Annotated in this window: 20 protein-coding genes; 15 read left to right on the forward strand and 5 right to left on the reverse strand. The window is 63.9% G+C overall.

Annotated elements, in window-relative coordinates; genetic code table 11:
• Nucleotides 1-43: 43 nt before the first annotated feature.
• Genes xth through erpA form a run of 3 tightly spaced genes read right to left on the reverse strand, consistent with a single transcriptional unit; the run spans nt 44 to nt 1,594 of the window.
• Nucleotides 44-838: an exodeoxyribonuclease III gene (xth, locus tag QAZ22_RS18015; protein WP_278202099.1), complete on the reverse strand. Its 795-nt coding sequence runs from the start codon at nt 836-838 to the stop codon at nt 44-46.
• A 7-nt stretch (nt 839-845) separates the two neighbouring features.
• Nucleotides 846-1,238, reverse strand: a complete 393-nt coding sequence (locus tag QAZ22_RS18020; RefSeq protein ID WP_278202100.1) for a VOC family protein — start codon at nt 1,236-1,238, stop codon at nt 846-848.
• 8 nt (nt 1,239-1,246) lie between these two features.
• Nucleotides 1,247-1,594, reverse strand: coding sequence for an iron-sulfur cluster insertion protein ErpA (gene erpA, locus QAZ22_RS18025; protein ID WP_127859904.1), 348 nt, complete (start codon nt 1,592-1,594; stop codon nt 1,247-1,249).
• Between the two features lie 70 nt (nt 1,595-1,664).
• Here erpA and QAZ22_RS18030 point away from each other — a divergent pair, with 70 nt between their 5' ends.
• Nucleotides 1,665-2,882, forward strand: a complete 1,218-nt coding sequence (locus tag QAZ22_RS18030; RefSeq protein ID WP_278202101.1) for a deoxyguanosinetriphosphate triphosphohydrolase — start codon at nt 1,665-1,667, stop codon at nt 2,880-2,882.
• 62 nt (nt 2,883-2,944) lie between these two features.
• Nucleotides 2,945-4,702 (forward strand): arginine--tRNA ligase, encoded by a 1,758-nt coding sequence (gene argS / locus QAZ22_RS18035; RefSeq protein WP_278202102.1) that lies wholly within the window; start codon nt 2,945-2,947, stop codon nt 4,700-4,702.
• An 18-nt stretch (nt 4,703-4,720) separates the two neighbouring features.
• Here argS and QAZ22_RS18040 read toward each other — a convergent pair whose 3' ends face one another.
• Nucleotides 4,721-5,668, reverse strand: coding sequence for a hypothetical protein (locus QAZ22_RS18040; RefSeq protein ID WP_278202103.1), 948 nt, complete (start codon nt 5,666-5,668; stop codon nt 4,721-4,723).
• Here QAZ22_RS18040 and QAZ22_RS18045 point away from each other — a divergent pair.
• The 11 genes from QAZ22_RS18045 (at nt 5,633) to QAZ22_RS18095 (ending at nt 17,845) form a co-directional block, all read left to right on the forward strand.
• The gene (locus QAZ22_RS18045) at nt 5,633-8,422 is read left to right on the forward strand and encodes an SPOR domain-containing protein (protein ID WP_278202104.1); all 2,790 of its coding nucleotides are present in this window, start codon (nt 5,633-5,635) and stop codon (nt 8,420-8,422) included. The genes QAZ22_RS18040 and QAZ22_RS18045 overlap by 36 nt on opposite strands.
• Nucleotides 8,423-8,555: 133 nt before the next feature.
• Nucleotides 8,556-9,575, forward strand: coding sequence for a beta-N-acetylhexosaminidase (gene nagZ, locus QAZ22_RS18050; protein WP_278202105.1), 1,020 nt, complete (start codon nt 8,556-8,558; stop codon nt 9,573-9,575).
• A 62-nt stretch (nt 9,576-9,637) separates the two neighbouring features.
• On the forward strand, nt 9,638-10,438 hold the full coding sequence (locus QAZ22_RS18055) for a ScpA family protein (protein WP_278207876.1): 801 nt from the start codon (nt 9,638-9,640) through the stop codon (nt 10,436-10,438).
• Nucleotides 10,435-11,190, forward strand: coding sequence for an SMC-Scp complex subunit ScpB (gene scpB, locus QAZ22_RS18060; protein WP_278202106.1), 756 nt, complete (start codon nt 10,435-10,437; stop codon nt 11,188-11,190). The genes QAZ22_RS18055 and scpB overlap by 4 nt, the downstream gene beginning before the upstream one ends.
• 179 nt (nt 11,191-11,369) lie before the next feature.
• Nucleotides 11,370-11,588 carry a twin-arginine translocase TatA/TatE family subunit gene (locus tag QAZ22_RS18065; RefSeq protein WP_278073029.1) on the forward strand — a complete coding sequence of 73 codons (219 nt, stop codon included), beginning with the start codon at nt 11,370-11,372 and terminating at the stop codon, nt 11,586-11,588.
• 44 nt (nt 11,589-11,632) lie between these two features.
• Nucleotides 11,633-12,346 carry a Sec-independent protein translocase protein TatB gene (gene tatB / locus QAZ22_RS18070; protein WP_278202107.1) on the forward strand — a complete coding sequence of 238 codons (714 nt, stop codon included), beginning with the start codon at nt 11,633-11,635 and terminating at the stop codon, nt 12,344-12,346.
• Entirely contained in the window at nt 12,343-13,206 is an 864-nt protein-coding gene (gene tatC, locus QAZ22_RS18075) for a twin-arginine translocase subunit TatC (RefSeq protein WP_278073031.1), read from the forward strand. The genes tatB and tatC overlap by 4 nt, the downstream gene beginning before the upstream one ends.
• 109 nt (nt 13,207-13,315) lie before the next feature.
• Nucleotides 13,316-14,620 carry a serine--tRNA ligase gene (gene serS / locus QAZ22_RS18080; protein WP_278202108.1) on the forward strand — a complete coding sequence of 435 codons (1,305 nt, stop codon included), beginning with the start codon at nt 13,316-13,318 and terminating at the stop codon, nt 14,618-14,620.
• A gap of 4 nt (nt 14,621-14,624) precedes the next feature.
• A complete protein-coding gene (gene surE, locus QAZ22_RS18085) occupies nt 14,625-15,383 on the forward strand; it encodes a 5'/3'-nucleotidase SurE (RefSeq protein ID WP_278202109.1) in 759 nt (252 codons plus the stop codon).
• The gene (locus QAZ22_RS18090) at nt 15,380-16,027 is read left to right on the forward strand and encodes a protein-L-isoaspartate(D-aspartate) O-methyltransferase (RefSeq protein WP_278073034.1); all 648 of its coding nucleotides are present in this window, start codon (nt 15,380-15,382) and stop codon (nt 16,025-16,027) included. Before surE ends, QAZ22_RS18090 begins: the two co-directional genes overlap by 4 nt.
• A gap of 288 nt (nt 16,028-16,315) precedes the next feature.
• The gene (locus tag QAZ22_RS18095; RefSeq protein ID WP_278202110.1) at nt 16,316-17,845 is read left to right on the forward strand and encodes a peptidoglycan DD-metalloendopeptidase family protein; all 1,530 of its coding nucleotides are present in this window, start codon (nt 16,316-16,318) and stop codon (nt 17,843-17,845) included.
• Nucleotides 17,846-17,946: 101 nt separating this feature from the next.
• Here the strand turns inward: QAZ22_RS18095 and QAZ22_RS18100 are convergent, their stop codons facing one another.
• On the reverse strand, nt 17,947-18,819 hold the full coding sequence (locus tag QAZ22_RS18100) for an ATP-binding protein (RefSeq protein WP_278202112.1): 873 nt from the start codon (nt 18,817-18,819) through the stop codon (nt 17,947-17,949).
• 266 nt (nt 18,820-19,085) lie between these two features.
• On the opposite strand from QAZ22_RS18100, the gene yajC reads away from it, so the two are divergent.
• A complete protein-coding gene (gene yajC / locus QAZ22_RS18105) occupies nt 19,086-19,424 on the forward strand; it encodes a preprotein translocase subunit YajC (protein WP_067000009.1) in 339 nt (112 codons plus the stop codon).
• Nucleotides 19,425-19,479: 55 nt separating this feature from the next.
• Complete coding sequence (secDF, locus tag QAZ22_RS18110) at nt 19,480-22,029, forward strand: protein translocase subunit SecDF (protein ID WP_278202113.1); 2,550 nt, start codon at nt 19,480-19,482, stop codon at nt 22,027-22,029.
• The last annotated feature ends 74 nt before the right edge of the window (nt 22,030-22,103 follow it).

Genomic DNA, 22,103 nt, shown 5'->3' on the forward strand with positions numbered 1-22,103 from the left:
GGCGATATCAGGATCTTACGAAAGTCGCTTGCAGCTGGTGCTTTCAGGCCGGCTGCAAGTCGAGATCGATCGCCACCGGCACATGGTCGGAGGGTTTTTCCCAAGCGCGCACATGTTTTTCGACCGAGGCCGAGGAAAAGCGGTTGGCGGCTTCGGGCGACAGCAAGAGGTGGTCGATGCGGATGCCGTTGTTCTTCTGCCAGGCACCGGCCTGATAGTCCCAGAAGGTGTAGACATCGGGCGAGTCGGTCACGGCGCGCACGGCCTCGGTGAAGCCGAGATTCTTCAGGCGGCGGAAGGCCTGCCTCGTCTGCGGCTGGAACAGCGCGTCGTTCCGCCAGTTTTCGGGGAACCTGGCGTCGGCAGGCTCGGGGATGACATTGTAGTCGCCGGCCAGCACCAGCGCTTCCTCGAGCCTCAGCCGCTCTTCCGCCCAGCGCTCCAGCCGCGCCATCCACGACAGCTTGTAGGAAAACTTCCGCTCGTCATCGATCGGATTGCCGTTCGGCAGATAGAGCGAGGCGACGCGCAAGGCGCCTTTGTCGGTCGAGAAGACGCCTTCGATGAAGCGCGCATGGTCGTCGGCATCGTCTCCGGCCAGACCGCGATTGACCTCGTCGAAGGGGAGCTTCGACAGGAGGGCGACGCCGTTGAAGCTCTTCTGGCCGTTGGTCTCGACATTGTAGCCGAGCGCCTCGATCTCGGCGCGCGGGAACTGATCGTCGAGGGTCTTGATCTCCTGCAGGCAGACGACGTCCGGCGCGCTCTCGGTCAGCCAGTGGGTGAGGTTGCCGATGCGGGCGCGGACGCCGTTGATGTTCCAGGTGACGATCTTCATGCGGACCTCAATCTTCTTCCGGCGCAAGGCGCTCGACGAGGCCGATCGTATTGCCTGCGGGGTCCTTTAGAAAGGCCATCCATTCGCTTTCCCCCGCCGGACCGAAGCGGCCTTCGGTGTCGCGGTGCACGAGCGTGGGCGGCGCGGTGAAAGGGATACCGGCGGCTTTCGCCTCGGCGTGGAAGGCCTCGAGACCGGCAATGTCGAGATAGACGGTGCCCGGCGGAATACCGTCGGTGAAGAGCAGCCGCACATCGCCGGCCATGATGAAAGCGATGCCCGGCGGATCGTAGCGCGCATGCACGCTCATGCCGAGCACGCCCTGCCAGAAGGCCAGCGTCGCATCGAGATCGCGCCCGGCCGACAGCGCGACCTGGCGGACCGCGCCGATCGCAAGCATCGTAATTGTCAGATGGAGAAACTGGTGCCGCAGCCGCAGGAGGCGACGGCGTTGGGGTTCCTGATCTGGAAGGACTGGCCCATCAGGTCGTCGACGAAGTCGATCACCGAGCCGCCCATATAGACCAGCGAGAGATCGTCGATCAGGATCGTCGCGCCATCCTTCTCGATGGCGACGTCGTCGTCGTTGCGACTGTCGACCAGATCGAACTTGTAGGAAAAGCCCGAGCAGCCGCCGCCTTCGACGGAAACGCGCAGCGCCGTCTTGCCCGGCTCGCCGGACAGGATCCTGGCGATCCGCTTCGCGGCCGCTTCTGTCATCTCGACCTTCATGGCAGTCTTGGCATCCGCGCCCATCGGCGTCACCTTGCTTTCGGTTTCCCATGATAGGTATGAAGCGGGCGCGGGCAAGTCAACTGGTGGGTGAATGGGCAAGGATGCTCTCGGCGATATCGGATTCGGCTACCGGCCGCGCGCCGTCTATGCGAGCGATCCGGCGCGCTCGCGCGGCCGGCTGTTCGACGAACCGGAAAGCCCGACCCGCACGCCGTTCCAGCGTGACCGCGACCGCATCATCCACTCCACCGCCTTCCGCCGGCTGAAGCACAAGACACAGGTGTTCGTCGCGCATGAGGGCGACCACTATCGCACCAGGCTGACGCATTCGATCGAGGTGGCGCAGATCGCGAGAGCCCTGGCGCGGGCGCTGCGCGGCGACGAGGATCTCGCCGAAGCCGTCGCCCTGGTGCACGATTTCGGCCACACGCCGTTCGGCCATACGGGCGAGGAGGCGCTGAACGAGAAGATGGCCGCCTGGGGCGGTTTCGACCACAATGCGCAGTCGCTGCGCATCGTCACCAGGCTCGAGCGGCGCTATGCCGATTTCGACGGGCTGAACCTTACCTGGGAGACGCTGGAGGGGTTGGTCAAGCATAATGGGCCGCTCACCGATGCAAGCGGGAAGGGACTGAAAGGCCCGGTGCCGCAGGCGATCCGCGACTATTCCGAACTGCACGACCTCGAGCTCGATCGCTTCGCCGGCATCGAGGCGCAGTGCGCCGCGATCGCCGACGACATCGCCTACAACACGCATGACATAGACGACGGCCTGCGCTCCGGCTTCCTGACGCTTGAAATGCTCGATGACGTCGGCCTGCCGGGCTCGATCCTGATGGGCGTGCGCGCCCGCTATCCGCAGCTAGACGACGTTCGCACCGGCCACGAGCTGATGCGCCGGCAGATCACGTTGATGGTGGAGGATGTCATTGCTTCCACTGCAGCCAATATCGAGCGCCTCAAGCCGGGCAGCGCCGATGCGGTGCGGGCGGCGGGCGAGACAATGGTAACCTTTTCGGCCGATATGGCCGCGGCCGAAAAGGAACTGAAGGCCTTCCTCTACAAGCATCTCTACCGGCATTCCGAAGTGATGCGCGTGCGGACGGGCGCCGAACAGATCGTGCGCGATCTGTTCGATGCCTATTTCGCCGACCCGCGCGCCATGCCCGACGGATGGCGCGAAGGGCTCGACAGGGCGCAGGATCGCATCAAGGCACGCAGCGTCGCCGATTTCCTGGCCGGCATGACCGACACCTATGCGCTCAAGGAGCATAGGCGTCTGTTTGACCACACGCCCGATTTGAGCTAGGGCGAGCCACGATTTTTGCCGGCCAAGCAGCCGGTCGCCTCTTAAAGCCCAGAGCATACCCGATGAATATCTTCGCCGATTTCAACGCGCGGATCGTAAAAGCTGTCGAAGCTCTTGATCTGAAAGACAAGGATGGCGCGTCGCCGGATCTGTCGCGCATCGCGGTCGAGCCGCCGCGCGATGCGAGCCATGGCGATCTCGCCACCAATGCGGCGATGGTGCTGGCGAAGCCCACCGGCCAGAACCCGCGCGTGCTGGCGGAAAAGCTGGCCGAGGCCCTGCGCGCCGATGCCGACATCGCATCGGCCGACATCGCCGGCCCGGGCTTCGTCAATCTCAGGCTGAAGGACGGGTTCTGGCAGGCGCATCTCGCGGTGCTGCTCGGCGAGGGGCGCAATTATGGCCGCTCGAAGATCGGCGGCGGCCGCAAGGCCAATGTCGAGTATGTCTCTGCCAATCCCACCGGCCCGATGCATGTCGGGCATTGCCGTGGCGCCGTCGTCGGCGACACTTTGGCCAATCTGATGGCCTTCGCCGGCTACGACGTGACCAAGGAATACGTCATCAACGACGCCGGCTCGCAGATCGACGTGCTTGGGCGCTCGGCGATGCTGCGTTATCGCGAGGCGCTTGGCGAAAACATCGGCGAAATCCCGGCCGGTCTCTATCCCGGCGACTATCTGGTCCCTGTCGGCCAGGCGCTGGCCGAGGAGTTCGGCCTCGGACTGCTGGAGATGCCGGAAGAGGAAGCGCTGGCGATCGTCAAGGACCGCACGGTCGACGCGATGATGGCGATGATCCGCGAGGATCTGGCGCTGCTCAACGTGCATCACGACGTGTTCTTCTCCGAGCGCACGCTGCATGCCGACAACGCCAAGAAGATCCGGGCGGCGATCGCCGACCTGACGCTCAAAGGGCATATCTACAAGGGCAAGCTGCCGCCGCCCAAGGGCGAGAAGCCGGACGATTGGGAAGACCGCGAGCAGACGCTGTTCCGCTCGACCGCCGTCGGCGACGACATGGACCGGGCTCTGGTGAAGTCGGACGGCTTGTTCACCTATTTCGCGGCCGACGTCGCCTATCTCAAGGACAAGGTCGAGCGCGGCTTCGTCGATCTGATCTATGTGCTCGGCGCCGACCATGGCGGCTACGTCAAGCGGCTGGAGGCGCTGGCGCGCGCGGTCGCCGGCGACACGGTGAAGCTCACGGTGCTGCTCTGCCAGTTGGTGAAGCTGTTCCGCGACGGCGAACCGGTCAGGATGTCGAAACGGTCGGGCGATTTCGTCACGCTGCGCGACGTGGTGGAAGAGGTCGGCCGCGACCCGATCCGCTTCATGATGCTCTACCGGAAGAACGATGCGCCGCTCGATTTCGACTTCGCCAAGGTCACCGAGCAGTCCAAGGACAATCCGGTGTTCTACGTGCAGTACGCCTCGGCGCGCTGCCACTCTGTGTTCCGCCAGGCGAGCGAGCAACTGGGCGAGGCGAATTTCGACCGAAACCGGCTCGTGGCCTCCGTCGCGTCGCTGACGGATGAGGGCGAAATCGGCCTGATCCGGAAGCTGGCTGAATATCCACGGCTAATCGAATCCGCGGCACTTGCATTGGAGCCGCACCGGCTGGCATTCTACCTTTACGATCTGGCTTCCAGCTTCCACGCACACTGGAATCGGGGCACCGACAACCCAGACTTACGTTTTGTTAAGGTTAACGATCCACAATTGACGTATGCCAGACTAGGGCTGGTGCAGGCTGTTTCGGATGTTTTGACCTCCGGCCTGACGCTGATAGGAGCTGATGCGCCTACCGAAATGCGTTAGGTTTGACTAAAAAACCTGTCACCTTTTGCCCACATTGCGCTGGTAGGGCCAACCCTGCGCGACGTCCATGGCGTCCGACTGTGTGCGAGTTTGGGAACAATAATGGCAGACAGAACCCAGCTGAAAGTAGCCGAAAACAACCACATCGCTGACGACGATCCGTTCGCGGAACTGACCCGGATCATGGGTTTCGACCCGCGTCAGCCGGTCAGGCCGCAGACGCCGGCGGTCGCGAAGGCTGCGCCGGCAAACCAGGCTGCGGAAGACACAGATTTCGACATCGACCTCGAAAAGGAGCTGATGGGCGAATTCGACGTTGCCGAGGAAAGCGCGCCGGTCGCGCAACAGGCGGTCCAGCACGAGCCGGCTTACGACGCCGCCACCGCCGCTCTCACCGACGACGAGCTTGCCGCTTCTTTCGAGCAGGACTTCGTCTTTGACGACGCGGCCGATCACGCCCACTTTGCCGCGCCCCGCGCGCCGGAGCCTGCCGCCCACATTGACTTCGACGATGATTTCGACAGGGCGGTCGGGGGCTCCTTGGAAGTCTCGCCTCTTGAGGACGAAGTCTCGCCTCTTGAGGACGAGGTTTCGCCTCTTGAGGACGAGGTTTCGCCTCTTGAGGAAGACCTTTCCATCGACCAGGAAATGGCAGCCTCGCTGGATGACGGCTTCCGGTCCGGCCATCACGACGCCGATGCGGGCCACGGCGCCACCGCGGCAGTCGAGCCTGCGGCCGAGGCGGCATTCGATGCCGATTTCGACAACGCGGTCCAGATGTCGCTCGAGGACGAGCTGGCGTTCGATGACCGTGAGATCGAGCAGACCGGGTCCGCTGACGTTCAACCGGTCGAAGCTCACGCCGCCGACCAGCCGACCGCCGCCGAGGACTTCGACAGCCAATTCGATCAGGCGCAGTTTGATCAGGAAATGGCCGATGTCGACACGGATTTCGATCAGCCGCACGACCTGACCCTGGAACGGGAACTGTCGGTCGAGAACGAGCAGCCACAGGCTGTCGATGACGAGCAGCCGCAGGCTGTCTCGAACGAGCAGCCGCAGGCCGTCGAAGCACCTGTGGAGACAGCACGTTTCGCCGCCGATATCGAGCCCGTTGCCGATCACGAAGCAGCGGCGAAACAGGTCATCGAAGACGATTTCGAGCTCAGCTTCCGTGACGCCCTTGCCGAGGAACCGGAAGTCCCCGCCGCCAATCCTGAACCGGTCGCCGATCACCAGACCGCAACCGATCAGGCCTTCGAAGACGATTTCGAACTCAACTTTGGTGACGCTCTTGCCGAGGGGCCGGAAGTTTCCGCAGTCGCGCCCGTCGCCGCGGCTGAGCCGTCATTCGAGGATCCTGCTCCGGCCGTCTCGGCCCCGGTTCCGCCGGTCGCCGCAGTCGAACCGGTCAAGCCGGTTGCAACCTCTGCCGAGCGAAGCCTGGAAGACGAGCTCAACGCGCTGCTCGGCGCCATGACCGCGCGGCCTATCCCGGTTGCGCCTGTTCCGGCCGCCCCCGCTCCAGTCGTCAAGGAACCCGCTCCGGCACCGCAACCGGCCAGCCACGCCGGCCCGCAGGCTGCCGTCGCCGACGATCTCGACTGGGACCTCGATGAGCACGAGCCGACGCGCGACGAGCAGACCGCCCGGCCTGCCGATCTCGATGGGCTGCTCGCCGGCGAACTCGACCAGCAGGGCTTCGAAGACACGGCGGTCGAACAGAATGCCGAGCCGAGCATCGATTTCGACGACGAGGCATTCGATGCCGCCTTCGCCAAGGGCATAGAGCAGGACGCGCCGGTCGCGCCCGCCGAGCCGGACCGGTCGTGGAGCCGCGTGACGCCGGTCGCCGCGCCGGCGCAAGCGTCGTTCGCGCCGCAACCGCAGACGGATTCATCGCCGCAGATCGCGGCTCCCGCCTATCGCGACGAGCCGGTGAAAGACTATTTCGCCTACGCCAAACCCGCTTCGTCGCCGCAGATGGCAGCGCCTGCCTATCGCGACGAGCCGGCGAAGGACTACACTGCTTACGCCAAGCCAGCCTCGGCGCCGCAGCCTCGCCATCAGGAGGAAATGCCCGATGTCGAGACCGTCGACGTGCCGGAGCGCGTCGTGGCGCTGGCCGACGATCTCGATATCCCGGAACTCAGCTTCGAGGAAGATCAGCCGGCGGCACCCGCCTATGACGATCTCGATGCCGAGTTTGCGGGCCTGCTCAACGAGATGAACGCGACCGAGATCGCAGCGGCTCCGGTACAGAGCCGGGGTTATGACGACGATTCCTACAATACCGGATTCAAGGCCGGCTACGATCGTCGCGAGTTGCGTGCGGAGACGACCGCCGCTCCGGCGGCTGCGTCCCATGCCGCGGCCGCGAGCGAGTTCGATGCCGATGATTTGCCCGGCAGCCGTCCGGTTTCGCAGGCTGACGACTTTGCAGTCGACGAGCTCGACTACGATCCCGAGCTCGATGAGGCGATGACCGTGCCGGGCCTTGCCGAGCGCGAAGCCGCAAAGCCGCGCAGCCGCGGTTTCATGGTTGCGGCGCTCGTCGGTGCCGCGGTGATTGCCGGCGGTCTCGGTGCTCTTGCCTTCTCCTTCGGCGGCAAGGGCGGCGGCGAGGCGCCGGTGATCGTCAGGGCCGACAATTCGCCGATCAAGGTCAAGCCGGAAAATCCGGGTGGCGCCGTGGTGCCGAACCAGGACAACAAGGTCTATGACGCCGTGGCCAAGAGTGGTGCGGCCAAGCCCGCCGAGCCGGTGCAGCAGAAACTGGTGACAAACGTCGAGGAGCCGATCGACGTGGCGTCGAAGGAGCCGCCGCAGAGCCGGATCGTCGACCTTTCGCCTGATGACACCGATGCCGCGCCGGGCACGGACGCGGCGGGCAATGCGAACGCGGCTGCGCCGGCTCCGCAGGTGGTTGCACCGGCTCCGAACACAGTGGCGCCAGTTGGTGCGCAAGCGGATGCGCCCAAGAGCGCCCAGCCGGCTGCTCCGGCGCCGAAGTCGGAGGACCGCATCGCGCAGGTGCTGCAGGAGGCCGACAAAGGGACCAGCAACGATGTCGTCGCCGTTGCGCCGCGCAAGGTCAAGACCATGATGGTGAAGCCTGATGGCTCGCTGGTTCCGCACGAGGATCCGGCTCCCGTCGCGCCGAAAGTCGCGGCGACCGAACCAGCCGATCCGGTGCCGCAGCACGTGGCTCCGGCAGGGCAGGGCGACGCCCAGCCGACGGGAACCGTCACGCCGGCGACCGATCAGACAGCCGATCAGGTCGATTCCGGTCAGGACGAGACCGCCAAGCCGGCGAAACCCGCTGCCGCGCCGAAGGCCGAGGCCAAGGCTCAGTCGACCAACACGCCGGCGAAGGTGCCGGTGGCGCCGCCGCGCCCGTCCGACCAGCCGGTCGACATCGTCGGCGAGGTCAAGCCCGACAAGGTCGCCTCCATCGATCCTGCTGCTGCAGGCGGCGGCTCGTGGTCGATGCAGGTCGCCTCGCAGCCGACGGTTGAAAGCGCGCAGTCGACCTATCAGGACCTGCAGCGCCGCTACGGCAGCGTGCTTTCCGGGCGCAAGGCCAACATCGTCAAGGCGGAGATCGCTGGCAAGGGCACGTTCTACCGCGTCCGCGTTCCGGCGCAGTCACGCAATGACGCGATCAACCTGTGCACCAGCTACAAGGCGGCCGGCGGTACCTGCTTCGTCTCACGCTGACCGTTTCGAACATCTCAAAGCCGGTGCTGCCGCAAGGTCGCGCCGGCTTTTCGTTGTGGACGGCTCACGGCTTGCGGGCGCCGTCAGGCAGGGGTGATTCCCTTTGCTTGGCCAAAGCTTTAAGGTTTCATTCATGACCGAATCAAAATCCATGATCCTCGGCTGCGCCGGTAAATCCCTCACTGAAGAGGAAATCCGCTTCTATCGCGATGAACGGCCATGGGGCTTCATCCTGTTTGCCCGCAACATCGGTGAGACCGGGCAGATCCGCGACCTGGTCGCCTCGATGCGCGACTGCGTCGGGCGTCCGGATGCTCCGGTCTTCATCGATCAGGAAGGCGGCCGGGTGCAGAGGCTGCGTCCGCCGCTGGCGCCCAATTATCCCGCCGGCGGCGCGCTCGGCGCCCTTTGGCGCGACGACCGCGAGGCCGGCCGCCGCGCCGCTTGGCTCTTGGCGCGGCTGCATGCCTTCGATCTGCTGCGCCACGGGATCACTGCCGATTGCCTGCCGGTGCTCGATGTGCCGGTTGAAGGTGCCTCCGACGTCATCGGCGCGCGTGCCTATGGCAGAGAGCCCGAGGCCGTGATCGAGCTTGGCCGGGCTTCGGCCGAAGGCTTGATGTCGGGCGGCGTCCTGCCGGTCATGAAGCATATTCCCGGCCACGGCCGTGCCTTCGCCGATACGCATTTCGCGCTGCCGACGGTCGACACGCCGCTTGCCGAATTGCGGGGACATGATTTCGCCCCGTTCAAGGCGCTCAACCATCTGCCGATGGCAATGACGGCGCATGTCGTCTACAGCGCCGTCGACCCGGACAATCCGGCAACGACCTCGGCCAAGGTCGTCAACGAGGTGATCCGCGGCGAGATCGGCTTCGACGGGCTCTTGATGAGCGACGACACGTCGATGAAGGCACTTTCTGGGGATTTCCCGACAAAGGCGGCCGCGATCCTTGCGGCCGGCGTCGATCTCGTCCTTCACTGCAACGGCGTTTTCGAGGAAATGTCGGGGATCGCGTCGCGTACGACGGCGCTCGAGGGCAAGTCCCTGGCGAGAGCGGAGCGGGCGCTGACCTATATCAAGAGCCGCGACGTCGCCGACGAAACCGCGATACGAGCGGAATTCGCCACCTATTTCGAAGCGGTGGCCTGAACCGAAGGAAAGAAAGGCAAGTGGCGGAGACATTGGACAGCAAGGCCGCGAAGGCCGCACCGATGGACCGTCTGTGGGCCGAGAACGACGATTCACGTCTGACCGGCGATCCTTCCCTGGTGGTCGACGTGGCCGGCTTCGAGGGCCCACTTGACCTTCTGCTGCATCTTGCCCGCAACCAGAAAGTCGATCTGGCACGCATTTCCATCCTGGCTTTGGCCGAGCAGTATCTGGCCTTCATCGAGAAGGTGAGGGTGCTCAGACTGGAGCTCGCCGCCGACTACCTGGTGATGGCGGCATGGCTCGCCTTCCTCAAGTCGAAGCTCTTGATCCCGAAACAGCCGGGCGAAGAGGGTGAGAGCGGCGAGGAACTGGCGGCGGTGCTGCAGTTCCGGCTGAAGCGGCTGGAAGCGATGCGCGATGCCGCCGCGAGGCTCGTCAACCGAAACCGGCTCGGCCGCGATGTCTTCGCGCGCGGCATGCCGGAAATGGTGATCGTCGAGAAGCGCAATGCCTATTCGGCTTCGCTCTACGATCTTCTGACCGCCTATGCGCAGCAGCGCCAGCGGCAGGCGATCAACAATGTGACGATCGCCCGGCGCGCCGTCTGGTCCTTGAAGGACGCGCGCGAAGTGCTGGCGCGGCTGGTCGGGACGGTCGGCGACTGGACGGCGCTCGATAGCTTCCTGATCCAATATCTGGTGGCGCCGGAGGAGAAGCGCACGGCGGTCGCCAGTTCCTTCGCCGCCACGCTCGAAATGGTGCGCGAAGGCAAGCTGGAAGTGCGGCAGGATCAGGTTTTCGCACCGATCTATCTGCGCGGCCGCGCACAAGGGGTCAAGGCAGTCGAGGTGGCATCATGAGCGAACGCGCCAACGCTTCGGTCATTCCGTTCAAGGTCGAGGACGAGCCGGAAGACGAGATGGCCGAACAGGGTTCTATCGAGAACCCCGCCGAGCGGCTGCAGTTGTCGGAAGCCGTCCGCATGGCCGAGGCGATCATCTTCGCCAGCGCCGAGCCGATCAGCGAAAGGCAATTGGTGGCGCGCCTGCCCGAGGGCGTCAACATAGCGGCGGCAATGGCCGATCTCCAGGAAATCTATGCCAAGCGCGGGGTGAACCTGGTGCGGGTCGGCGATGCTTGGGCATTCCGGACCGCCGGCGATCTCGCCTTCCTGATGAGCAGGGACTCGGTCCAGCAGAGAAAGCTTTCGCGCGCGGCGCTCGAGGTGCTGGCGATCATCGCCTACCACCAGCCGGTGACTCGCGCCGAGATCGAGGACATCAGGGGCGTCGAGACCTCCAAGGGCACGCTGGACACGCTGCTGGAAACGGAGTGGGTCAGGATGCGTGGCCGTCGCCGCACGCCCGGCCGCCCTGTTACCTATGGCACCACCGATGCCTTCCTCGACCATTTCGCACTGGAGGAAATCCGCGACCTGCCCGGCATGGAGGAGTTGAAGGGCGCCGGGCTCCTGTCGACGCGCATGCCCTCCAATTTCTCGATCCCGGTGCCGCCGGCCGATCCGGAGGCGCTTGCCGAGGACGAGGATGCGCTGACGGATATCGACCTCGAGGAGCTTGGGCTGCTCACGCCGCGCGTCACCGAAGAGTGAGCGCAAACCGGCCGCGAATGTCTATGGGGGAAAGCCTGCGCGGATTCGTAGCAAGGCGCTCACGCCGAAAATGCGTGACATCGGCTAGCCATTTTATCAACTTCATTGCGGTTGTGTTTGAATCCCTGAGCGAAAACGCATAGATCATCGCCGAGGGAAAACATTCGAGAGAGATTGTTATGGGTTCACTATCGATATGGCACTGGCTGATCGTTCTGGTCATCGTGCTGCTGCTGTTCGGCCGCGGCAAGCTGCCGGAGCTGATGGGCGACATGGCCAAGGGCATCAAGAGCTTCAAGAAGGGCATGGCTGACGACGATGCCGACGACAAGCGTACCGTCGAGCACCGTGCCGACGAGACCGTTTCGCCGGGCAAGGAAAAGGTCAGCAAGAGCTGAGCCCCAGGCTCTCGTTGGAACAGCTCTCGTTGGAATAGATCGCCATGTTCGAAGTCGGTTGGAGCGAACTGCTGGTGATCGCGGTCGTCATGATCGTGGTCGTCGGGCCGAAGGATTTGCCCAACATGCTGCGCACTTTCGGCCGCACCGCGGCCAAACTGCGCGCCATGGCGGCCGATTTCCAGAAGCAGTTCAACGATGCCTTGAAGGAGGCCGAACTCGACGACGTCAAGAGTTCGGTCGACAGTCTTCGCGGCCTCAATCCGATGACCGAAATCCGCAAGCAGCTCAATCCGTTCGAGCAGGCGGCCGCTGATGTGCGGGCGGGCGTCGATACGATGATGAAGCCCAAGTCGGCCGATGCGGCGGCATCGACGCCGCACGCGGCCGAGCCGCTCAAAACCGGCGCAACCGAAATGCCTGGCGTCAACGGGACTGAAGCGGCTGCGGCCGCGCCGATCTTTCCGGCAATGACCGACGCCGCCGTGACCGCGCCAGTTGTCGCGACGGCTACGCCCGCCCAGCCGTTGAAAAAGGCGGCGGCGCCGAAGGCGAAGGCGGCCGGTGCCGCGACGAAGGCAGCATCGACCAAGGCTCCCGCGGCGAAGATCCCGACAAAATCCGCGCCGGCTTCGGCAAAGGCGGTAGCACCCGCCAAGAAGATGGCGCCCAAGGCTGAAGCCAAACCCACCGCGGCGAAGAAGCCGGCTGCAAAGAAGGTCGCCGACACCAAGAAGACGGCGGGAGCCGCCAAGTGAGCGTTTCGGATCAGGAAAGAGACGAGATCGAGAAATCGTCGGCACCGCTGATCGAGCACCTCATCGAGCTGCGCCGGCGGCTGATCTGGTCGCTGGGCGGCTTCTTCATCGCGTTTCTCGTCTGCTTCTTCTTCGCCAAGCGCCTGTTCAACCTTCTGGTCATCCCGTTCAAATGGGCGACGCAATGGGCCGGGCTCGACCCGCATAAGGTCGAGCTGATCTACACGGCGCCGCAGGAGTTCTTCTTCACTCAGGTGAAGCTTGCCATGTTCGGCGGCATGGTCATCGCCTTCCCGCTGATCGCCACGCAGATCTACAAGTTCATCGCGCCAGGCCTCTACAAGAACGAACGCAGCGCCTTCCTGCCGTTCCTGATCGCGTCGCCCATCCTGTTCCTGATGGGCGCCTCGCTGGTCTACTTCTTCTTCACCCCGATGGTGATGTGGTTCTTCCTCGCCATGCAGCAGGTCGGCACCAACGACCAGGTGCAGATCTCCCTGCTGCCGAAGGTGTCGGAATATCTCAGCCTGATCATGACGCTGATCTTCTCCTTCGGCCTGGTGTTCCAGCTGCCGGTGGTGACCAGCCTTTTGACGCGCGTCGGACTCTTGTCCTCGCGGGCACTGGCCGAGAAGCGCAAATGGGCGATCGTCATCGCCTTCGTCGTCGCCGCGGTGCTGACGCCGCCCGACCCGATGAGCCAGATCGGCCTCGCCCTTCCGACCATCGTGCTCTACGAGGTCGCCATCTTCTCCTCGCGCATGATCGAGCGCAGCCAGGAGCGTGACCGCCTGGCACGCGAGCGGCGGGAGAACGGCGGCACGGTCGCCGACAAGGCGCCGGACACCTCGTCAAGCTGAGACGACGCGGCGTCGGGGCCGGAAAATAGCGGCCTCTTCGGCATGCCAGCTTGCATCGATGACGGATGCGGTTTACGCCCTCGAACCTTAGTTTGAGGACGGATCAATCATGCTTGACATCAAATGGATTCGCGAAAATCCAATCGCTCTTGTCGATGCGCTGGTGAAGCGCTCGTGGTCGGCAGGCGAGGCGCAGTCCACCGTCGACGAGCTGATCGCCAGGGATGAGGCGCGGCGCGCGCATCTCAGCGAACTGCAGGTCAAGCAGGAGCGCCGCAACGCCGCCTCGAAGGAGATCGGCAACGCCATGCGTTCGGGCGACGCTGCGTTGGCGGAAAAGCTCAAGGGCGAAGTCAGCGATATCAAGGCCTTCATCCAGAACGGCGAGGCGCGCGAGCGCGAGCTCGACAAGGCGCTGAACGACGCTCTCGCGGTGTTGCCCAATGTTCCGCTCGACGACGTGCCGGTCGGCAAGGACGAGCACGACAACGTCGTCAAGCGCATCGTCGGCGAGGTGCCGACGCGCCCGAACTGGGTGAAGGAGCATTTCGAAATCGGCGAAGCGCTCGGCATGATGGATTTCGAGCGGGCGGCGAAACTGTCGGGATCGCGCTTCACGGTGCTGAAGAGCCAGCTCGCGCGCATGGAGCGGGCCATCGGCCAGTTCATGCTTGATCTCCACACGACCGAACATGGCTATGAAGAGATCCAGCCGCCTCTGATGGTGCGCGACGAGGTCCTGTTCGGCACCAACCAATTGCCGAAATTCGAGCTCGATCTGTTCTTCACGCCGCATGGCGACGGCCGCCTTGGCCTGATCCCAACCGCCGAGGTGCCGCTCACCAACCTCGTGCGCGAGGAGATCACGGCTCATGAAAAGCTGCCGCTGCGCTACACGGCGCTGACGCCATGCTTCCGCTCGGAAGCGGGCTCGGCCGGCCGCGACACGCGCGGCATGCTGCGCCAGCACCAATTCTACAAGGTAGAGCTGGTCTCGATCACCGACCAGGACAGCTCGCTCGCCGAGCATGAGCGCATGACGCAATGCGCCGAGGAAGTGCTGAAGCGCCTCGGCCTGCCGTTCCGCACGGTGACGCTCTGCACCGGCGACATGGGTTTTGGCGCGCGCAAGACCTATGACATCGAGGTCTGGCTGCCGGGCCAGAACGCCTATCGCGAAATCTCGTCCTGCTCGGTCTGTGGCGACTTCCAGGCGCGGCGCATGGATGCCCGCTACAAGGACAAGGACGGCAAGGGCAACCGGTTCGTTCACACCCTCAACGGTTCGGGCACCGCGGTCGGCCGCGCTCTTATTGCCGTCATGGAAAACTACCAGAATGAGGACGGCAGCGTAACCATTCCTGAAGTGCTGCGGCCTTACATGGGTGGCCTCGCCAAGATCGAATCGAAATGAGTCCATGCGCATCCTGCTGACCAACGATGACGGCATCCATGCCGAGGGGCTGGCGTCGCTCGAACGCATCGCCCGCACGCTCTCGGATGACGTCTGGGTGGTGGCGCCCGAGCAGGACCAGTCGGGCTATGCGCATTCGCTGTCGATCTCGGAGCCGCTGCGGCTGAGGACGGTCGGCGAGAAGCATTACGCCGTGCGCGGCACGCCGACCGACTGCGTCATCATGGGCACGAAAAAGATCCTGCCCGGACCGCCCGACCTCATCCTGTCGGGCGTCAATTCCGGGGCCAACATCGCCGACGACGTCACCTATTCCGGCACCGTTGCCGGTGCCATGGAAGGCGCGCTGCTCGGCGTGCGCTCGATCGCGGTGAGCCAGGCCTATTCCTATGTCGGCGAGGATCGCGTCGTTCCTTACGAGACGACGGAGGCGCTGGCGCCGGCGCTGCTCAAGAAGCTGATCGCGATGCCGCTGCCGGACGGGGTGCTGCTCAATGTCAATTTCCCGAACTGCGCGCCCGACGAAATCGAGGGCACGGTCGTCACCTCGCAGGGCAAGCTGGTGCATAGCCTCTGGGTGGATGAGCGCCGCGACGGTCGCGGCCTGCCTTACTATTGGCTGCGCTTCGGCCGCGAGCCGGTCGAAGGCAAGAAGGGCACCGACCTCCATGCGTTGCGCAACCGGCTGGTGTCGGTGACGCCGCTGCAGCTCGACCTCACCGCCCATGAACTCCGCGACCAGCTGACCAAGGCCCTGTCATGACCATGGACGACCGCGAAGGTTTTGCCGCTTTCCTGCTCCGTCTGCGCGGCCGGGGCACGGCGCCGAAGGCGTTGATCGCCGCCTTCGAGGCGACGCCGCGGCGCGGTTTCCTGTCCGCGCAATTTCATTCGATCGCCTGGTCGGAGGGCATGCTGCCGATCGAATGCGGCGAAGCGATCGAGGGTGCGGACCTGCAGGCGGCGGTGATCGCGGCTTTAGCCATCGAGCCGGGCAACCGCGTGCTCGAGATCGGCACCGGGTCGGGATATACGGCTGCGGTGATGTCCAGGCTTGCCGCGCGCGTCGTGACCGTCGACCGCTACAAGACCTTGACCGAACAGGCAAAGCAGCGCTTCGAGGCGCTTGGCATCGGCAATGTCATCGCGCGCCAGGCGGACGCCTCCAATGGCTTGCCCAACGAAGGGCCGTTCGACCGTATCCTCGCCTGGGCGGCCTTCGACAGCCTGCCGCGCTTCCTGCTCGACCAATTGTCGAGCGGCGGCATCGTCATCGCGCCGATCGGCCCGGAAGAGGGCGAGCAGGTGCTGGCCAAGCTCACCAAGGTCGGCAGCCGTTTCGAGCGCGAGGACATCGGCATGGTCAGGCTGCAGCCGATCCTGCGCAGCGTCGCCGCGGTCATCTAGCGGGGTTGGATTCAGGTGAGGGCCGGCCTGCAAATGGCGGCTTCCTGCGCTTCCGGCCTTCGCCGGCGGAAGTATCCATAGCATAAGAGTGGCGTGGCAGTTACGCTCCGATCCGGCTCTCAGAGACGATCATTCCCGACTCGGCCTGACCTGAATCTCAGTCCGCCCCGAGGCACCCCAAAAAAGTTTTAAGAAAATTTTCGCCGGATTCTAATGGGTTAACCGGCCAGTAACATTAACGCGCTTTAATCAAGACCAGTTTGTACCGGGTCTGTGCGGGTTACTGCGATGCAATTCAATAGTTTGAAGGCAAACGGACGCAATCTGGCGCGCGGCTGCGCCGTCCTCATGATCGCCGGCGCGGCGGCCGGGTGCAGCTCGCAGGCCATGCGCTTCAATGGTGTCGACGACGTGTTCACCTCGTCCACCAACAACCAGCGCGCCATCATCAACAAGCAGGGTGTCGACCAGCCCTATCCGGGCGATACGGTCGCGCCGGCGCCGGTAGACGGCAGTCATACTCAGTCGGTGAGCCGCTCCAGCCTCGAGCCGGTGACCTCACAGCAGCTGCCGCCGCCCTCGGCGCCGGCAGCGCCCGCCAAGCCGATGCGTATCGCTTCAGCCCCGGCGCTGGCGCCAGCTCCCGCCGCGCCGCATCTCGACAAGGCGACTACCGGCACCATCGCGCCGGCCGCGAAGCCATTCAAGACCGCCGAGCCCGATGCCGTGCGCAACGCAAGTGCCGCGCCGCACGCCACCGAGATCGTGGTGAGGAAAGGCGAGACGATTTCCGGTCTCGCACGGCAATATCATGTGCCGGCCGATGCGATCATCAAGGTCAATGGGCTCGATGCCAACAAGGGCATCAGGACAGGCCAGAAGATCGTCATCCCCGCCTACGCCTATTCGAGCAAGGCCGGGCCGAAGGTTGCCGACGCCACCAAGCCCGTCACGCCGAAGCAGCCTGCCGGCGTGCCGGAGAAGGTTGCCGTTTTGCCGCAGCAGCCGAAGCTCAAGGATGGCAAGTCCGCCGCGCAGGTCGATGCATCGGCTGCCGCCAGCGGCTCGAAGAACGCCAAGCCCACGCCGCAGATGGCTGAGGCAAAGCCGGCGGGCGCCGGCGGCACCTACACCGTCCAGCAGGGCGATTCCCTGTCTTCCATCGCCCGGAAGACTGGTGTCAGCGCCACGGCGCTCAAGCAGGCCAACGGCATGAAGGACGGCCTCTTGAAGATCGGCCAGACGCTCAAGGTTCCGGCCGGCGGTACCGTTGCCGTCGCCGCCGCCAAGCCCGCCGCGACCAAGCCGGCCGTCGATCCGGTTACGACGGCGACCACGCCGCCGCCGGCAAAGACCACGCCATCGGAGACGCTCGCTTCCTACACGCCGCCGAAGAAGGACGCAAAGGTCATCCAGCAGGCCGAGGACGACGAAGCGGTGGCGCCGGATGCAACCGGCATCGGCAAGATGCGCTGGCCGGTGCGCGGCCGCGTCATCTCCGGCTTCGGCTCCGGCAAGGACGGCGTCGACATCGCGGTGCCGGAAGGAACGCCGATCAAGGCGGCCGAGAACGGCGTCGTCATCTATGCCGGCGACGGCCTCAAGGAGTTCGGCAACACGGTGCTGGTGCGCCATGAGAACGGCCTGGTCACCGTCTATGGCCATGCCAGCTCGATCGAGGTGCAGCGTGGCCAGAAGGTCAAGCGCGGCCAGGAGATCGCGCTGTCCGGGATGAGCGGCACGACGGACTCGCCGAAGCTGCACTTCGAGGTGCGCAAGAATTCCGCCCCCGTCGATCCGAGCGGCTATCTCGAATAGAACAAGAACAATTGCGGGCCGCCTGACCTCCAGTCCGGCCCGCCGTCTTCAGCCCGCTCCGCCAGGGGCGGGCTTTTTCAGTGCCGGCGACCAATCCTGGATCAATCCTTGAGCGGCCTGCCGAGGCGGCCGGCAAGATCCTGGGTGAATTGCCAGGCGACGCGGCCGGACCGACTGCCGCGCGTCGTCGCCCATTCCAGCGCTTCCGTGCGCAGCGTTTCGGGGTCGATTGTCAGGTCGTGGTAACGGACATAGCCGTCGATCATATCGAGATATTCGTCCTGCGAGCATTTGTGGAAGCCGAGCCACAGGCCGAACCGGTCAGACAGCGAAACCTTTTCCTCCACCGCCTCGGAAGGGTTGATGGCGGTCGAGCGCTCGTTGTCGATCATGTCGCGCGGCAAGAGATGCCGCCGGTTCGAGGTGGCGTAGAAGATCACATTGGCCGGCCGACCTTCGACGCCGCCTTCGAGCGCCGCCTTCAGCGACTTGTAGGAGGTGTCGTCATGGTCGAAGGAAAGGTCGTCGCAAAATAGGATGAAGCGACAGGGGGCAGCCTTGAGCAGACCCATCAGCTTGGGCAGCGTGTCGATGTCCTCGCGGTGGATCTCGATCAGCTTCAGCGGCCGGTCGAGCTTGTCCGAGACATTGACCTTGGCGTGCACGGCCTTGACCAGCGACGACTTGCCCATGCCGCGCGCGCCCCAGAGCAGCACATTGTTGGCGGCAAAGCCGGACGCGAAGCGCGCTGTGTTGTCGAGCAGGATGTCGCGGACGCGGTCGACGCCGCGGATCAGGCCGATGTCGACGCGGTTGACCTTGCGCACCGGCTCCAGATAGCCGGGATCGGCCTGCCAGACGAAGCAGTCGGCCACGCCGAGGTCAGTCTCCGGAACAGGGGGCGGGGCGAGGCGGGAGACCGCCTCGATCAGGCGGTCGAGCTTTTTGCTCAGGGCGTCCAGGCTATCGGTCATTTCGAGGTCTTTTCGTTCAGGCATCTTGCAACGTGAAGCGGCTTCATGGCTGCGCACCAAGGACCAACCGCAAGCATTTGTTGGAGCACGATCTTTTCGGCCAGCTCCTGGTGGCTTCCGGCTGCGACGCTCTAGCACGCGCCAAACGGCTGGAAAAGCAACGGATTCGGCGGGTCGCGGAGTTGCATTGGCAACTTTACCGACTATATTCCGCCCAAATTTTCGCGGGGCCGTCCCGGCGTATTTCACCATCCAGGAGTTTCTTGATGTTCGTCACACCGGCATACGCCCAAGGCGTCGGCACCTCGCCCGATATGTTCATCAGCATTTTGCCGTTTGTCCTGATTTTCGTGATCATGTATTTTCTGATCATCAGGCCGCAACGCACGCAGTTGAAGAAGCGCCAGGAAATGCTGGCCGCGGTGCGCCGCGGCGATACGGTGGTGACCGGCGGCGGCTTCGTCGGCAAGGTGACCAAGGTGATCGACGACAATGAGCTGGAGATCGACCTTGGCGGCGGAACCAAGGTGACGGCGCTGCGCTCGACGATCTCTGACGTGCGCGTCAAGGGCGAGCCGGTGGCGAACCAGAACGCCAAGAAGTAATCATCACCTCGATGGCGGAACGCTGCCGCTTGTACGCCTGAACGGATAAGAACGAATGCTGTATTTCTCGCGCCTGAAGATGATCCTGATCTGGCTGGCCGTGGCCGTCACAGTGATCCTCGCCGCGCCCAACCTGTTCCCGGCAAGCACGCTGGCGCAACTGCCGAGCTGGGTGCCGAAGCGGCAGATGACGCTCGGCCTCGATCTTCAGGGCGGATCGCACATCCTGCTCCAGATGGATCAGAACGACCTGATCAAGGATCAGCTGGAGACGACGCGCGACGAGATCAGGACGCTGCTGCGCGATGCCAAGATCAATTATACCGGACTTTCAGGCTCCGGCCGCACCGTTCAGGTTCGCATCAACGATGCAAATCAAGTCGATGCCGCCAAGGCAGCGCTGAAGCCCATAACCAATCCAGTCAATGCCAGTCTATTCACTGGCGGATCCGTTCAGTCGATGACGCTGGACGATTCAGAACCTGGGCTACTGAGATTTACCGTCACCGACGCTGGCCTCAAGTATCGGACATCTACGGCGCTGTCACAGGCAATCGAGGTAGTCGAACGGCGCGTCAACGCGCTTGGCACCACGGAGCCGATCGTCCAGCGACAGGGTGACGACCGTATTCTCGTTCAGGTACCCGGTCTTCAGAATCCTCAGCGACTTAAGGATATTATCGGCCAGACCGCCAAGCTGACGTTCCAGATGGTCGATACGTCGGTGCCTGTCCAGGACGCGCTGAAGGGGCGGCCGCCGGCTGGCGACTCGATCCTCTACTCACAAGACGATCCGCCGGTGCCCTATTTGATCGAGAACCGCGTCATCGTGTCGGGTGAGGACCTGTCGCAAGCGACGCCAACCTACAATTCGCAGACCAATGAGCCGGTGGTCTCCTTTACGTTCAATTCGCGCGGTGCCACCCGGTTCGGTCAAGCGACCCAGCAGAATGTCGGCAAGCCCTTTGCCATCGTGCTCGACAATCAGGTCATCTCGGCGCCTGTCATCCGCGAGCCGATCCTTGGCGGAACCGGACAGATTTCCGGCAATTTCACCGCCGAAAGCGCCAACGATCTCGCCGTGCTTTTGCGCGCCGGCGCCTTGCCGGCAAAACTGACCATCATTGAAGAACGCACGGTGGGTCCGGGCCTTGGTCAGGACTCGATCCATGCGGGCAAGATCGCAGGCATTATCGGTTCGATCCTTGTCGTCGCCTTCATGTTCGTCGCTTACGGATTCCTCGGCTTCCTCGCCAATGTGGCCTTGGCCGTGCACGTTGCGATGATCGTGGGCGCGCTGTCGCTGCTCGGCGCAACGCTGACCTTGCCGGGTATCGCCGGTATCGTGCTCACCATCGGCATGGCGGTGGACTCGAACGTTTTGATCTATGAGCGCATCCGCGAAGAGCGACGGAACGGCCGCTCGGTGATCCAGGCGATCGACACCGGCTTCTCCAAGGCACTGGCGACGATTGTCGATTCCAACGTCACCTCGCTGATCGCGACCGTGGTGCTGTTCTGGCTCGGCACCGGTCCGGTCAAGGGCTTCGCCATCACCTACGCCATCGGCATCCTGACCACGGTCTTTACCGCCTTCACCTTCACCCGCATGCTGGTGGCGATCTGGTTGCGCCGGGCCCGCCCGAAGGAACTGCCGCGCGCGCCGGTTACCTTCATTCCGCCCGGCACCAAGATCCCGTTCATGGGCATCCGCCGCTGGACCTTCGCGCTGTCCAGCCTGCTGTCGATCCTGTCGGTCGTCGGGTTCCTGACCATCGACATAAATTACGGCATCGACTTCAAGGGCGGCTCGATGATCGAGGTGCAGGCGAAGCAGGGCAACGCCGATCTCGCTGACATCCGTGGCAGGCTGTCCGAGCTCAACATCGGCGAGATTCAGGTGCAGCAATTCGGTCAGCCGAACGACGTCCTGATCCGCGTCGGAACACAAGATGCCGGCGAGAATGCCGAGCAGACCGTCATCGACAAGGTGCGGGGCGAACTGCAGGACCAGTACGACTTCCGCCGCGTCGAGGTGGTGGGACCGACGGTCTCCGGAGAACTGGCGAAGCAAGGCACGATCGCGATGCTGATCGCGCTGGTCGGCATCCTTCTCTATGTCTGGTTCCGCTTCGAATGGCAGTTCGCGGTCGGCGCCATTGTCGCCACCGTGCACGACGTGGTGATGACCATCGGCTTCTTCGTCATATCGGGGCTGGAATTCAACCAGTCGTCGCTTGCCGCGATTCTTACCATCATCGGCTATTCGCTCAACGATACCATCGTTGTCTACGACCGTGTGCGCGAAGATTTGCGCAAGTACAAGAAGATGCCGCTGCCGCAACTCCTCAACAACGCCATCAACGAAACGCTGTCGCGAACCACGCTGACGTCGGTGACGACATCGCTCGCGCTTTTGGCACTGGTGCTGTTCGGCGGCGAGGTGATCCGTTCCTTCACGCTGGCGATGCTGTTCGGCGTGGTGTTCGGCACCTATTCGTCGATCTTCATCGCCGCCCCGCTGCTGATCCTCTTCAAGTTGCGGCCGCAATCCGCGACCGCTGAAGAGACGAAGCCGGCGAACGGCAAGGCCGTGACGACCTGACGCCGCTAGAGCCGGATGATTTCAGGTCGAGTCGACCTGAAATTTGAATCCGGCTCTAAATCAAAGAGATAGAG

The organism is Mesorhizobium sp. WSM4906 (genome assembly GCF_029674625.1).
Taxonomy (GTDB): Bacteria; Pseudomonadota; Alphaproteobacteria; order Rhizobiales; family Rhizobiaceae; genus Mesorhizobium.